Origin of the sequence: Blautia sp. LMAG:89, from assembly GCF_008679485.1 — a bacterium.
Lineage (GTDB): Bacteria > Bacillota > Clostridia > Lachnospirales > Lachnospiraceae > Blautia_A > Blautia_A fusiformis.
Genome location: NZ_NANC01000012.1, coordinates 89,185 through 103,904, shown reverse-complemented (window position 1 = coordinate 103,904; position 14,720 = coordinate 89,185). Strand labels below are relative to the sequence as shown.

Here is a 14,720-nt window from a genome sequence, read left to right as displayed (position 1 = left end):
CATAAACGGAGGAAATATATGAAAAAACCTCTTATCGTGCTTACCGGGCCTACTGCCGTGGGAAAAACAAAGCTTTCCATTGCCCTTGCAAAAGCAGTAAACGGAGAGATCATTTCCGCGGATTCCATGCAGGTTTACCGCCACATGGATATCGGTTCCGCCAAGATCACGCCGGAAGAAATGGATGGCGTCCCACATCATCTGGTGGATGTACTGGAGCCAACAGAAGATTTTAACATTGTTCTTTTTCAGCAGATGGCAAAAGATGCCATGGACAAAATTTATAACAAAGGCCGGATTCCGATCCTGGTAGGCGGCACAGGATTTTATATTCAGTCTGTGACCAGAGATATTGATTTTACCAGCTCCGACCAGGATGAACATTACCGCAGTGAGCTGGAAGAACTGGCAGAGCAGAAGGGGTCTGCATTTCTCCATGACATGCTTGCCAAGGTCGATCCCAAGTCAGCCAAAGATATCCATGAGAACAATGTCAAGCGTGTGATACGTGCCCTGGAATTTTATAAACAGAACGGTACCAGAATCTCCGAGCATAATGAAGAACAGAAGGAGCATACCAGTCCCTATGCACTGGCTTATTTCGTCCTGAATGCACCACGCCCCCTTCTCTATGAACGCATTGACACAAGAGTGGACGAAATGCTGAAAAACGGTCTGACAGAAGAAGTTAAAAAACTTCGGGAGCTTGGCTGCCACAGGGGAATGGTTTCCATGCAAGGGCTTGGCTATAAGGAAATCCTGGACTGGATGGACGGAAAATATTCTTATGAGGAAGCCGTACGGGTCCTGAAACGTGACACCAGACACTTTGCCAAACGTCAGCTTACCTGGTTCCGCAGAGAAGGCGAGGTAACCTGGGTAGATAAAAATAACTTTGATTACGATGACAGCAGGATCCTTTCCTACATGCTTTCTGTATGCAGGGAAAAGGGAATCCTCCATGCCAAATAAAATAAAAAAGGAAAAATGATCATGAAAGAATTATATGCACAGCTTGGAATCTCTTCCTCAGTTTACGATTTCGGTAAATCCGTGGAAGATTCCCTGAAAGAACGTTTTGAGAAATTTGATAAGACTGCAGAATACAACCAGATGAAGGTTATCCGCGCCATGCAGAAGAACCGTGTCAGTGAGGCTTGTTTCGGAGCTTCCTCCGGTTATGGCTACAACGACCTTGGCCGCGAAACTCTGGAGCAGGTCTATGCGGATACGTTCCACACAGAAGCCTGCCTGGTCCGCCCGCAGATCACCTGTGGAACCCACGCACTTGCCATTGCACTGTTTGGAAACTTACGCCCGGGCGATGAGCTTCTTTCCCCTGTAGGAAAACCATATGATACCCTGGAAGAAGTCATCGGAATCCGTCCGTCCAATGGTTCTCTTGCGGAATATGGCGTAAAATACCGTCAGGTAGATCTTCTCGAGGATGGCACCTTTGATTATGAAAATATCAGAAAAGCAGTCAATGAAAAAACAAAGCTGGTAACCATCCAGCGTTCCAAAGGCTATCAGACCCGTCCTTCTTTCTCCGTAAAACAGATCGGTGAGCTGATCTCTTTTGTAAAAAAGATCAAGCCGGATGTGATCTGCATGGTAGATAACTGCTACGGAGAATTCGTAGATACCATCGAGCCAAGTGATGTAGGTGCGGATATTATGGTCGGCTCCCTGATCAAAAATCCAGGTGGCGGCCTTGCTCCTATCGGTGGTTATATCGCAGGAAGAAAAGACTGTGTGGAAAATGCCTCCTACCGTATGACCTGCCCGGGACTGGGCATGGAAGTCGGTGCAACTCTTGGTGTAAACCGTTCTCTGTATCAGGGATTTTTCCTTGCACCGATGATCACTAAAGGAGCTTTAAAGGGCGCTGTTTTTGCAGCGAACATTTATGAAAAGCTTGGTTTCCCGGTAGTTCCCAACAGCACAGAGCCACGTCAAGATATCATCCAGGCGGTCACTCTCGGAACACCGGAGGGTCTTGTAGCATTCTGCCAGGGTATCCAGGCTGCTGCACCGGTAGACAGCTTTGTGACACCGGAGCCGTGGGATATGCCGGGATATGACAGTCAGGTGATCATGGCAGCAGGTGCTTTCATCCAGGGTTCTTCCATTGAGCTTTCTGCCGATGGCCCCATGAAACCTCCTTATGCAGTTTATTTCCAGGGTGGTCTTACCTGGGAGCATGCAAAGCTGGGAATCCTGAAATCTCTTCAGTATATGGTTGATAAGGAACTTGTGAAATTATGAAAAAATCCGAAGGACCGGACTTAAAAAAACAGATCTTTGTCGTAGGAGCCGGTGCTTCCGGTCTTATGGCAGCTATTCAGGCTACTGTAAACGGAGCTGCAGTTACGGTTCTGGAACAAAATGACCGTCCCGGCAGAAAAATCTGTGCTACGGGAAATGGCCGTTGTAATATGACGAACCTGAATCAGGATGAAAACGCTTACCGGGGATCTCATCCTGAATTTGCCAAAGATGCTCTGGCACAGTTTCCTGTGGAAAAAACTCTGAAATTCTTTCAGGAATTGGGAATCTGTACCACAGACCGCAGCGGATGGATCTATCCCCGAAGCAACCAGGCACAGAGTGTAGTAGATGTTCTTGTCATGAAGGCACGCAGCCTGAAGGTAAAGCTGAAAACCAATCAGACTGTTACCGGCGTGTCTTTTGCAGACGGACAGTGGAAGATTCATACTGACGGATGGACCTACAGTGGTGATGCCGTGATCCTTGCAAATGGTTCCCGTGCTTCTTCCGTTGCAGGTTCCTGCGAAAGCGGATACGAAATTGCAAAAAGTCTTGGACATCACCTGATCGAACCCCTTCCAGCTCTGACAGCTCTGAAATGTAAGGGAAATTCTTTTTCCGGCTGGAGTGGTGTACGAACAGAAGGGACGATAACACTTTATATAGACGGCACACCGACAGTCTCCCAGCAGGGAGAGCTGCAGCTTACCGATTACGGTGTATCCGGGATCCCGGTATTCCAGATTTCCCGCTATGCTATCCGTGCCGTCCATGAAAACAAAAATGTGGAGCTTTCCATAAATTTTTTTCCGGAACTGAGCCGGAAAGAGCTGGAAGAATACCTGGAGCACAGAAAAGCAGCCTGCCCTTACAAAACAGAAAAAGAACTTCTCATCGGACTTTTTCCTGAAAAACTGATCCGTGTTTTATGTGCACAGAAGGATCTTATCCGCGGGATCACCGATTTTCGTCTCCCGGTAAAAAACGGCCTTTCCTTTGAACAGGCACAGGTTTGTTCCGGTGGAGTGGATACGTCTGAAGTTCACAGCAAAACCATGGAGTCCAGACTTCATAAAGGTCTTTATTTTGCCGGAGAGCTCCTTGACATTGACGGTACCTGCGGAGGTTATAACCTGCAGTGGGCATGGTCAAGCGGAGCTGCCGCCGGTATCTGGGCAGCAAAGGAGGAAGAAAAATGATCCGGATCACACAGCTGAAGCTTCCCATCACCCATACAGAAGAGCAGCTTCACCGAAAAATAGCAAAAATGCTTCGTCTTGGAAATCAGCCGTTCACCTATGAGATCCGAAAACAATCTCTGGATGCCCGGCACAAAGAGGACAAAAAATTTGTCTACACTGTAGATATTAAACTGGATAACGAATCCCGTGTTCTCAAAAAGGTTCACGATAAAAATATTATGTTAACTTCTGAGAAGAAATATCATTTTCCCTCATCTGGCTCTGAAACTCTGTCCCATCGTCCTGTAGTGATCGGAAGCGGACCTGCAGGATTATTCTGTGCCTGGTACCTGGCCAAAGCCGGGTACTGTCCACTGGTACTGGAACGGGGAGAAGAAGCAGACAAACGACAGGAAACCGTGGAAAATTTCTGGAAAAACGGCATCCTGGATCCGGATTCCAATGTACAGTTCGGAGAGGGCGGTGCAGGGACTTTTTCCGATGGAAAGCTGAACACTCTGGTAAAAGATACTTTTGGAAGAGGAAGGGAGGTTCTTTCCCGATTTGTGGAGGCAGGAGCTCCTTCCGAGATCCTTTACCAGCAAAAGCCTCATCTTGGCACAGATCAGCTTGTAGGTATCGTTCAGTTTATGCGTCATCAGATTGAAGAAATGGGCGGGGAATTCCGTTTTCGTTCCACAGTAACTGATCTGATAATCCGTGACCGGAAGCTTAATGCAGTCATTGTCAATGCAAAAGAGGAAATACCGGCAGAAATCTGTATTCTTGCTCCCGGCCACAGCGCCAGAGATACATTTGCCATGCTGGATAAACACAATATAAATATGGAGCCGAAATCTTTTGCGGTGGGGGTACGCGTGGAGCATCCTCAGACCATGATCAACCGGGATCTTTACGGAGAACCGGAAAACGACCGTCTGGGTGCAGCCAGCTACAAGGTTACCCATACACTGGAAAACGGACGTGGCGTTTATTCTTTCTGTATGTGTCCCGGCGGATATGTTGTAAATGCATCTTCTGAAGAAGATATGCTTGCAGTGAATGGTATGAGCTATCAGGCACGTGACAGCCATAATGCCAACAGTGCTATCATCGTTACGGTAAACCCTTCTGATTTTCCTGAAGAGGGAGTTCTCGGCGGAATCGCTCTGCAGAGAAAACTGGAGCGCGCTGCCTGGGAAGCCGGAAACGGAAAAATCCCGGTACAGCTTTTCAAAGATTACTGTACCCATCAGAAAAGTACCAGGCTTGGAGATGTGATCCCCTGTATCAAAGGAGCTTATACACTTACCGATGTCCGCAGTATTTTCCCGAAAGAGATCGGCGATTCCATTGAAGCAGGAATCCATGCGTTTGGAAAAAAGCTTTCCGGTTTTGACCGGCCGGATGCATTGCTGGAAGGAGTAGAAAGTCGTACTTCTTCTCCTGTACGGATCGTTCGGGAACCGAAAAAGCTCACTTCCAATATAGAAGGGATCTACCCCTGCGGAGAGGGCGCCGGTTACGCCGGAGGCATTACATCCGCAGCGATGGACGGGATCAAGGTGGCAGAAGCAGTCGCTTCCGTTTATGCCCTGCCTGTAAACAAAATATGAAAAAAGTGGAAATTTCCGGGATAGAGTGTACATCCCTGCCTTTTTATGCTAAAATAACTTCTGCAATTTTGCATCCCCTTCTTCGAGAGCGAAAAGGGAAATCATATGAAAGATACTATAATGGAAATGCCAGATTATCAGCGCCCGTATGAAAAATGTCTGCGGGAAGGAGAACAGTCCTTAAGCGATCGAGAGCTTCTTGCCGTGATTCTGCGCTGTGGCGTACAGGGATCCAGTTCCCTGACTCTGGCAGATAAAATCCTGAATTTATCGAAACAGACCGGATACAGTGGCCTGCTTGGACTGTTTCATATTTCCATGCAGGAACTGATGAAGATCCATGGGATCGGTAAGGTAAAAGCCGTACAGCTGAAATGTATCGGGGAACTTTCCAAGCGTATGGCAACCGCAGCCGCAAAACCGGAATTGTCTTTTCACCATCCGGTAACCATTGCGAAATATTATATGGAGCAGCTCAGGCATGAAGAACAGGAATTGCTTTACTGCATGATGCTGGACGGACATAACCATTTGTCGGGTGAACAGCTTTTAAGCCGCGGTACAGTCAATGCCACACTGATCACACCAAGAGAAGTCTTTGTAGAAGCTTTAAAATATCGTGCGGTGAACCTGATCCTGGTCCACAATCATCCAGGTGGTGATCCATCCCCCAGTCAGGCTGATCTGGATGTTACGGAACGGATTTATCATTGCGGTGAACTCCTCGGCATCCATCTTCTGGATCATATCATCATCGGTGATCACAGGTATGTCAGTTTCCGCGAAAAAGGGATTTTTGATGAATATACTTAAGTGAAGGGACGGATTTATGCTTTTTAGAAATAATTACGGAGTAGACCTTGGAAGCAGCTCTGTAAAAGTCTATTCATTTTTCAGAAACAAAAGTTACATAGAAAAGAACATGGTAGCCTACAGAGGACGCCGGATCCTTGCCATAGGGAACGAAGCTTATGAAATGTTTGAAAAATCACCTGCGGATATTTCCGTAAATTCTCCCATGGCTTTCGGTATGCTGGCAAATCTGGAATTGCAGGAGATCGTCCTTTACAGCATGATAAAAAAGATCGATCATACATCCGGTCTCGGAGCAGACATGTATTTTTCCGTGCCACTTGATATGACGGCTATCGAAAAGAGGGCATATTATTATCTGGTCAATGGCCACTGGCTGCGAAAAAACCGTGTTTTTATGGTGGAGTCCCCTATTGCAGATGCCATTGCCATGGGAATCGACCCTGAAAAAAATCAGGGAAGCATGATCGTAAACATCGGTGCACAGAGTACAGCGCTTTCCATCATAACCGACGGCAAGATCATCATTAGCCGTAAGATCCCCATCGGAGGCAGACAGATGAACGAATCTATCTGCAGCGAGATCCGAAAACATTATAATCTTCAGATTGGAACACGAACTGCAAAACGTCTGAAAGTAGTTATGGGAAGACTGAACGATCAGAAAAAAGAAGCCCGAAAAGTAGTCGGGATCGACAGTATTTCCGGACTTCCACGAGAAGAAGTTATTTCTGCCTACGTTGTTAATGAGGGGATCGCCAACTGTGTGAACCAGATCGCAGCAGAGATGAAATCTTTTCTGGAACGTACCCCGCCACAGATCGCTTATCATATTGCAAAAGAGGGCATTTATCTGACCGGCGGCAGTACACGGCTGCCTTATATAGATAACTATCTGGCTAGCTATACAGGATTTGCCTTTAATCTTTCTGATCTGTATGAAACTTCTGCAGCATACGGCCTGGAAAAAATCATCCGCGACAGAAACCTGCGCAAATGGGCCCAGCCGGTAAAGCAGAAAAAACTGTAAAGGGGCATATATAATGAAAAACATCCGAAAAAAAGTGCGTTTTCATTTTAATTTAAAAAGTAAACATCTTCTGGTAATCATGACACTTTTCTGTGGAAGCTGCATTGTAGCCACAGCAGCCTCCGGAACCTCTTCCGCACCACTTCAGGAGGCCGCCGGTTTTCTTATCGTTCCCTTTGAAAAGGGGATCGCCGGTGTCAGCGATATATTTGGAAATGTAAAAAACAATCTTCGTGACAAACAGGACGTGCTTCAGGAAAACGAAGAGCTGAAAAGTCAGATCAACAGTCTTACGGAGCAAAATAACATCCTGATCCAGGACCAGACAGAGCTCACACGCCTGAAGGAACTTTACGATCTTGATCAGGAATATACCGACTATCCCAAGGTTGCCGCAAGGATAATCTCCAAAGATCCCGGAAACTGGTATGATACCTTTATGATCAACAAAGGCAGTAATAACGGGATCCGGGTTGATAACAACGTGATCGCCGGAAAGGGTCTTGTGGGTATCGTCACAGAAGTGGGGCCCTCCTGGGCTACTGTCCGTTCCATCATCGATGACAGCAGCAATGTCAGTGCTATGGCAGTCAGTACCTCTGACAACTGCGTTGTCACCGGAGATCTGAAACTGATCGATGAAGGTAAATTAAGCTTTGAGCAGCTTTACGATCAGGATAACAAGGTAACAGTCGGAGAACGTATTGTCACATCAAATATCAGTGAAAAATATGTGGAAGGACTGTTTATTGGTTATGTCAGTGAGATCCAACAGGATCCCAATAACCTGACAAAAACAGGTACGATCGTTACACCGGTTGATTTCGGTCATCTGAAAGATGTATTTGTGATCACCACCAATAAACAGGACGCGATAGACAAATCGGAGGATGCGTCCAATGAAAAATAGGATTATATTATTTATCACTATCATTGTCTGTTTTCTCCTTCAGTGCACAGTAATGGACCGTATTTCCATTGGATCCATCACTCCAAATCTGCTTTTGATCCTGTGTGTATCCATGGGACTTATGCGTGGAAGAAAAGTTGGTCTGTGGACTGGATTTTTTTCCGGGCTTTTTGTCGATCTCTTTTATGGATCATTGTTTGGATTTTATGCACTGATCTATATGTATATAGGTTTTATCAGCGGCTATGCATTCCGCAGTTTTTATGATGATGATCTGAAAGTTCCGCTTTTTCTTGTAGCAGGAACAGATCTTCTTTATAATCTGGCTGTGTATGGCCTCCAGTTTCTGCTCAGAGGCCGTCTTGGATTCTGGACCTACATATACAGGATCATTATCCCCGAGATTGTATATACGGTTTTTCTTACCATCATCGTATACCGGGTATTTTACTGGATCAACTACCACTTAATGGATACTGTAAGGAAAGAAAGTGAGTCTATTTGGGAATTAAAATAAAAAAAATCATCAAAAAAATCCGTCTGAAACGTACTACAGTTCTTGTGATCGTATTTATTTTTCTGTCATCTGTTCTGGTCCGGCAGCTTTTCAGTCTGCAGATCATACAGGGAGAGGATTACATCAGTAAATTTCAGACTCGTACCACCAAAACACGCGTGATCAAAAGCACCCGTGGTAATATTTATGACCGTAACGGCACAGTTGTCGCCTCCAATGTACTTGCATATTCTGTCACATTCGAAGATAGCGGTACATACAACAGCACCAGAGAAAAGAATCTGACTCTGAACGGTATCGCCTATCAGGTATTACAGATTCTTTCCAAAAACGGGGACAGCTTATCTGATAATTTTCATATTACCGTCAATGATCATGGAGATTATGCTTTTGATGTAGATGAAGGATTTACTCTTAACCGTTTCCGTGCGGATATTTACGGAGAAGCACAGATTGATGATCTCAGTGATGAGCAGAAAAACGCAACCGCAGCCCAGATCATGGATCATCTTACCGGAAGCAGCGGATTTTCTATCGTTCTTTACGGAAAAGATGCCTACACCCCGGAAGAACTTGCCGCACATTCTCTTCCGGAAGAGCTTACCAAACAGGAAATCCTCGAAATTGCGATCATGCGCTATCAGCTGAACACCAACAGTTTCAAGAAATATATGCCGGTGACCATTGCAACAAATGTCAGTGAAAAATCTGTGGCAGCCATAAAAGAAAATCAGGCCGCTCTCCAGGGTATTGACATTGTAGAAGATTCCACCAGAAAATATGTGGACGATGAGAGTATGGCGCCGATCCTCGGTTACACAGGCCAGGCCTCTTCTGAAGAACTGGAAACCCTTCGTAAGGATAATCCTGATTATTCCAATGATGCGGTTGTTGGAAAAGCCGGGATCGAACAGTATATGGAGCTTGAACTTCAGGGAAAAGATGGAGAAGAAACGGTCACAGTTGATAATCTTGGTAAAGTCCTTGATATCGACAATTCCAAAACTGTTGATCCTGTGGCCGGAAACGATGTTTATCTGACTATTGATTCCGACTGGCAGAAGAGTATTTACCAGATCCTGGAACAGCGTGTTGCCGGTATTGTCCTCTCTAAACTGACACCAAATAAAAGCTTTGATTATGAAGCAGAGAAAGATGCAAGTAAGATCACCATCCCAATCTATGATGTATACAATGCACTGATCGCAAACAGTGTGATCGATATCAATAAATTCAGCGATGCAGATGCTTCCGATACAGAAAAAAATTTATACGCCAAATTTCAGCAAAAACAGCAACAGGTTTTTGATACAATAAGTAACAGGCTGACAGGTGACAATCCTCCAGCCTATAAGGATGAAGATACGCAGATGCAGGAATATCTTACCTATATCTGTGATGATCTTCTTACCAATACCCTGAAGGTACTGAAAAGTGATTCCATTGATACCTCAGATGAAACATACAAAGCCTGGAAAAATGACCAGAGTATCAGTCTGAAGGATTATCTGAACTATGCTGCCAGTCAGAACTGGATCGATATTTCCCAGATCTCAACCTCCGGAGAATATCTGGATTCTGAAGAGATCTATCAGGCTCTTACCGCCTATATCATTGATTACCTGAAGACAGATACAGGCTTTTCAAAGCTTCTGTATAAATATATGCTTCAGGAAGACACCATCAGTGGAGAAGATCTGTGTCTTGTTCTCTATGAACAGGGCGTTCTTTCAAAAGAAGACGAACTGTATCAGACAATGGCCTCCGGTGGTCTTGATGCCTACACCTTCATGTATCGCAAGATCGCAAATCTTGAGATCACACCGGCCCAGCTTGCGTTGGCTCCGTGCTCTGCATCTGCGGTGATCACAGATACTACAACCGGAAATGTTCTCGCATGTGTTTCCTATCCGGGATATGATAATAATCGTCTGACCAACAATATGGACACCGATTATTATGCAAAGCTTTCCACAGATCTTTCCAGCCCGTTCTTCAACAAGGCAACACAGCAGAAGACGGCTCCAGGATCTACCTTAAAGATCTTATCTACTGTTGCCGGCATGTCCGAGGGCGTAATAGATGATGGCACATATATTGAATGTACAGGAAGCTTTGACCTTGTAACACCTCCGATCAACTGCTGGAATAAACAGGGCCACGGTTCTCTTGATATCCGTGAGGCCATTGAGCAGTCCTGTAACGTATTTTTCACTACGATCGGTTTCGAACTTGGTAAAGATTCCGAAGGTAATTTTTCTGAAGCCAGAAGTCTTGGAATGCTTCAGAAATATGCTTCCCTCATGGGATTGGATCAGAAAACCGGCATTGAAATTTCCGAGGCTTCTCCGCAGGTTTCTGACAAAAACGCGGTTCCTTCCTATATTGGACAGGGTACCAATACGTTTACGACCAGCCAGCTTGCACGCTATGCGTCAACGATCGCCACTTCCGGTACGATCTACAAGCTTTCCCTTCTGGACCGTGTGACGGATTCCAAAGGAAAACTTATAAAGGAATATCCTTCCAAAACAGCTGGACAGTTGGATCTTTCCAGCAATATCTGGGATGCCATCCATGACGGTATGTATCGTGTAGTGCAGACTCATGATCAGTTTAACGGACTTGGAGTTGAAGTAGCAGGAAAAACCGGTACTGCCGAGATTGATTATTATCATCCGAACAATGCACTTTTTATCGGATATGCGCCTGTTTCTGATCCCAAGTACGCAATATCTGTACGAATCGCAAACGGATATGCATCCGGTAATGCCTGCCTTGCCGCTAATGATATCTTTAAATACATTTTCGGACTTGCAGATGAAAGCACCATTCTCACTGGCTATGCAGCAAGCGATACCAGTAATGTATCGAATGACTAAACAAACTTTATGAGGATACCAGAAGTGTGGAACATTTTATAGGAGGAATCAGAAAACATGAGTGAAGTCATTGTCATTACATCTGGAAAAGGCGGTGTTGGAAAAACCACCACCGTGGCAAATATCGGGACCGGACTGGCTGCCATGGGAAAAAGGGTTGCTGTTGTAGATACCGATATCGGACTCCGAAATCTGGATGTTGTCATGGGACTGGAGAACCGTATTGTTTATAATCTGGTTGATGTGATCAATGGGAGCTGCCGCCTGAAACAGGCACTGATCCGGGATCGTCGGCATTCAGAACTGTATCTTCTTCCGTCTGCCCAGACCAAGGACAAAACTGCCGTATCTCCGGAACAGATGATCAAGCTTACCGATGATCTCCGGGAAGAATTCGATTATGTCCTTCTGGATTGTCCGGCAGGAATTGAACAGGGATTCAAAAATGCAGTAGCTGGAGCGGACCGTGCACTGGTCGTGACCACACCGGAAGTTTCCGCGATCCGGGATGCAGACCGTATCATCGGGTTGCTGGAGTCCGGAGGGCTCCGGGATATCCGGCTGATCATCAACCGGCTTCGACCGGAAATGATCGCCAGAGGTGATATGATGTCCGTAGAAGATGTGTTGGAAATCCTGGCTGTAGATCTGATCGGTGCGATCCTGGATGATGAACAGATCGTGATCTCCACAAATCAGGGAGAACCTTTATCCGGAAAAAATTCCCAGGCAGAAGAAGAGTATCGCAATATCTGCCGGAGGCTTATGGGCGAAGAGGTCCCTTATGTTACTGTGCGTCGAAAAAATGGTGTATTCCACCGTCTTGGCAGCATTTTTCGAAAATAACAGACGCTTTGCTGTCTGACATTTTTCATCACAGGAGGAATGATTATGGGATTTTTCTCCGGGAAAAACCACTCTGCAGGCTATGCACGCGACAGGATGAAGCTTCTTCTTGTATCGGAACGCATAGACTGTTCTCCACAGATGATGAAGCTTTTACGGAACGATCTGATACATGCCGTAAAAAAATACGTTGTAATTGATGAACCAGGGGTGACCATACAGATCACACAGGAACCACCTGTTCTGCATGCAGTCATACCCGTACTTAAGAAAAGAGATGCATAATTTATGATTAAACAGTATAAGCTGCGGTTTTACAATTTTCGACTGGTGATCTTTCTCCTGGCGATCAGCTTTATTGGAATTCAGCTTGTAGGAACAGCTGCCGACTACCTTCGCACACGTCAGCTTCTGGGTGTGATCATCGGTGTGGTCTTTATGCTGATCCTTTCACTGATGGATTATTCCTGGCTGCTGAATTTTCAATGGATCATGTATGGATTTAATATCGTTATGCTTCTGGCTGTCCGGTTCTTCGGATCCAGCGCCAATGGTGCTGCCAGATGGGTAGATTTAGGTTTTATCCGTTTCCAGCCTACCGAGCTTTCAAAGATCATCATTATCCTGTTTTTTGCCAAATTTTTTATGGATCATGAGGAAGATCTGAATACCTTAAAGACTCTGATACAATCAGCTGTCCTTCTGGTCATCCCACTGATGCTGATCTATGTACAGCCGGATATGAAAAACACCATCACCGTAACAGTCCTGTTCTGTATTCTGATCTACATCGCAGGACTTAGTTATAAGATCATCGGAGGTGTAGCCTTGATCGCGATTCCTCTGGCCATCATCTTTCTGTCCATTATCGTGCAGCCGGATCAGAAACTGATACAGGATTACCAGAGAAACCGTATCATGTCATTCCTGTATCCGGAGAACGAAGAATACGCAGATGATATTGAACAGCAGAACAACTCAAAAACAGCCATCGCCTCCGGAGAGCTTGTGGGACGTGCTTTCAGTAATGACACCAGTGTTACATCCGTAAATGATGGAAACTTTGTTTCTGAGAATCAGACCGACTTTATTTTTGCGGTGGCTGGAGAGCAGTACGGATTTATCGGCTGTACTCTGATCGTACTGCTGCTGTTTCTGATCACCTTTGAATGTATCCGTATGAGCCTGCGGGCCAAGGATCTTGCCGGTAAGATCATATGCTGCGGTGTTGGAAGCATTGTTTCCATACAGAGCTTCATCAACATCTGTGTTGCTACCGGCCTTGCACCAAACACAGGTACTCCGCTTCCTTTTGTAAGCTATGGTCTTACTTCTCTGATCAGTCTGTTTATGGGTATGGGACTTGTTCTCAATGTAGGACTGCAGAGCAGTGCATATAATAAAGAATTACAGAAAAAAGGTCAGAAATCGGATACCTACTTTCGGAAAGAGGAATACTTATGACACGTAAAGAACCTGTAAAAAATCATGTACGTTCTGGCAATCCTTCCAGAGGTCAGGCTTCCCGGGCTGCACATACAGCTTCCAAGGGGACAAAAAGAACTTCCACGCCGTCTGACGGAACTGTTTCTGCCAGACGTAAAGCTCAAAATACCCGGATGAAACGGATGCGTCGCAAAAGGATCCGCAACACCATTTTTCTCCTTCTTCTGCTGATCGTACTATGCACAGCTGGCGGTTTGGGTGTTTACATGCTGAAGGGCGGAGATTTTTCCACTCCTGCAAATTCTTTCAATGCATTCTCCGAGTTTGATAATACTCTGACTTCCAAAGAAGAGCAGCGCGCGGCAGGTTTCGCCCATGATCTCTGTGTTGTTACAAAAGATGTTGCTCTGGATTCTGTCAGTCTGGATGACAGCCAGTCCGGTGTGCTTCTGAATCTCAGTGATAAAAAGGTACTCTATGCAAAAGGTGCCTACAACAAGGTTTATCCTGCCAGCATCACAAAGATCATGACAGCTATGCTTGCACTGAAATATGGAAACATGGACGATACAGTAACGATCTCACAGGAGAATGTTACCCTGGAATCCGGTTCTCAGGTAGCTGGTTTCCAGGCGGGAGATCAGGTTACCATGGATCAGCTTCTTCATTGTCTTCTTGTTTATTCTGCCAATGATGCAGCATCTGCCATTGCGGAACATATAGGTGGATCAACAGATAAATTTGTAGAGATGATGAACAGCTTTGCTGCAGAACTTGGCTGTACAGGAACTCACTTTACCAATCCCCATGGTCTTCAGGACGAAAATCATTATACAACGCCTTATGACATTTATCTGATGCTGAAAGAAGCCTTGAATTATCCGGAGTTTACAGACATCACACAAATGGCATCTTATACAGTTAGCTATAAGCATTCCGATGGCTCCGATGCAAGTGCTACCTTACCCGCTACAGATCATTATCTTACCGGAGAGGCAGCAACTCCTAAGGATGTCACTATCCTTGGAGGAAAAACAGGAACAACCGATAAAGCCGGTAACTGTCTGGCACTTTTAAGCCAGAATGCTTATGGGAAGCCATTTATTTCCATCGTCATGGGTGCGTCCTCAAAGGATGTTCTTTATCAGGAAATGACATCCTTGCTCCAGAACATCAACTGACAGGATTCCATACAAAAAAGCAGATCT

General features: G+C 45.4%; 13 protein-coding genes. All 13 read left to right on the top strand.

Annotated elements, in window-relative coordinates:
• Positions 1-18 precede the first annotated feature (18 nt).
• The 13 genes from miaA (at position 19) to CCC70_RS13555 (ending at position 14,693) form a co-directional block, all read left to right on the top strand.
• Complete coding sequence (miaA, locus tag CCC70_RS13615; RefSeq protein ID WP_287085059.1) at positions 19-972, top strand: tRNA (adenosine(37)-N6)-dimethylallyltransferase MiaA; 954 nt, start codon at positions 19-21, stop codon at positions 970-972.
• A gap of 21 nt (positions 973-993) precedes the next feature.
• A complete protein-coding gene (locus CCC70_RS13610; protein WP_244790400.1) occupies positions 994-2,268 on the top strand; it encodes a methionine gamma-lyase family protein in 1,275 nt (424 codons plus the stop codon).
• Positions 2,265-3,470: an NAD(P)/FAD-dependent oxidoreductase gene (locus CCC70_RS13605; RefSeq protein ID WP_287085058.1), complete on the top strand. Its 1,206-nt coding sequence runs from the start codon at positions 2,265-2,267 to the stop codon at positions 3,468-3,470. Before CCC70_RS13610 ends, CCC70_RS13605 begins: the two co-directional genes overlap by 4 nt.
• Positions 3,467-5,068, top strand: a complete 1,602-nt coding sequence (locus tag CCC70_RS13600) for an NAD(P)/FAD-dependent oxidoreductase (protein ID WP_287085057.1) — start codon at positions 3,467-3,469, stop codon at positions 5,066-5,068. Before CCC70_RS13605 ends, CCC70_RS13600 begins: the two co-directional genes overlap by 4 nt.
• Positions 5,069-5,173: 105 nt before the next feature.
• Positions 5,174-5,881 carry a RadC family protein gene (gene radC / locus CCC70_RS13595; protein WP_118624666.1) on the top strand — a complete coding sequence of 236 codons (708 nt, stop codon included), beginning with the start codon at positions 5,174-5,176 and terminating at the stop codon, positions 5,879-5,881.
• Between the two features lie 16 nt (positions 5,882-5,897).
• The gene (locus CCC70_RS13590; RefSeq protein ID WP_118515483.1) at positions 5,898-6,911 is read left to right on the top strand and encodes a rod shape-determining protein; all 1,014 of its coding nucleotides are present in this window, start codon (positions 5,898-5,900) and stop codon (positions 6,909-6,911) included.
• A 13-nt stretch (positions 6,912-6,924) separates the two neighbouring features.
• Positions 6,925-7,821, top strand: a complete 897-nt coding sequence (gene mreC, locus CCC70_RS13585) for a rod shape-determining protein MreC (protein ID WP_015525123.1) — start codon at positions 6,925-6,927, stop codon at positions 7,819-7,821.
• The gene (mreD, locus tag CCC70_RS13580; RefSeq protein ID WP_021652034.1) at positions 7,811-8,338 is read left to right on the top strand and encodes a rod shape-determining protein MreD; all 528 of its coding nucleotides are present in this window, start codon (positions 7,811-7,813) and stop codon (positions 8,336-8,338) included. The genes mreC and mreD overlap by 11 nt, the downstream gene beginning before the upstream one ends.
• On the top strand, positions 8,323-11,220 hold the full coding sequence (locus CCC70_RS13575; protein WP_287085056.1) for a penicillin-binding transpeptidase domain-containing protein: 2,898 nt from the start codon (positions 8,323-8,325) through the stop codon (positions 11,218-11,220). The genes mreD and CCC70_RS13575 overlap by 16 nt, the downstream gene beginning before the upstream one ends.
• 57 nt (positions 11,221-11,277) lie before the next feature.
• Positions 11,278-12,066 (top strand): septum site-determining protein MinD, encoded by a 789-nt coding sequence (minD, locus tag CCC70_RS13570; protein ID WP_015525126.1) that lies wholly within the window; start codon positions 11,278-11,280, stop codon positions 12,064-12,066.
• Between the two features lie 45 nt (positions 12,067-12,111).
• On the top strand, positions 12,112-12,351 hold the full coding sequence (minE, locus tag CCC70_RS13565) for a cell division topological specificity factor MinE (protein ID WP_015525127.1): 240 nt from the start codon (positions 12,112-12,114) through the stop codon (positions 12,349-12,351).
• A 3-nt stretch (positions 12,352-12,354) separates the two neighbouring features.
• The gene (locus CCC70_RS13560; RefSeq protein ID WP_015525128.1) at positions 12,355-13,530 is read left to right on the top strand and encodes an FtsW/RodA/SpoVE family cell cycle protein; all 1,176 of its coding nucleotides are present in this window, start codon (positions 12,355-12,357) and stop codon (positions 13,528-13,530) included.
• Positions 13,527-14,693: a D-alanyl-D-alanine carboxypeptidase family protein gene (locus CCC70_RS13555; RefSeq protein ID WP_287082797.1), complete on the top strand. Its 1,167-nt coding sequence runs from the start codon at positions 13,527-13,529 to the stop codon at positions 14,691-14,693. Before CCC70_RS13560 ends, CCC70_RS13555 begins: the two co-directional genes overlap by 4 nt.
• The last annotated feature ends 27 nt before the right edge of the window (positions 14,694-14,720 follow it).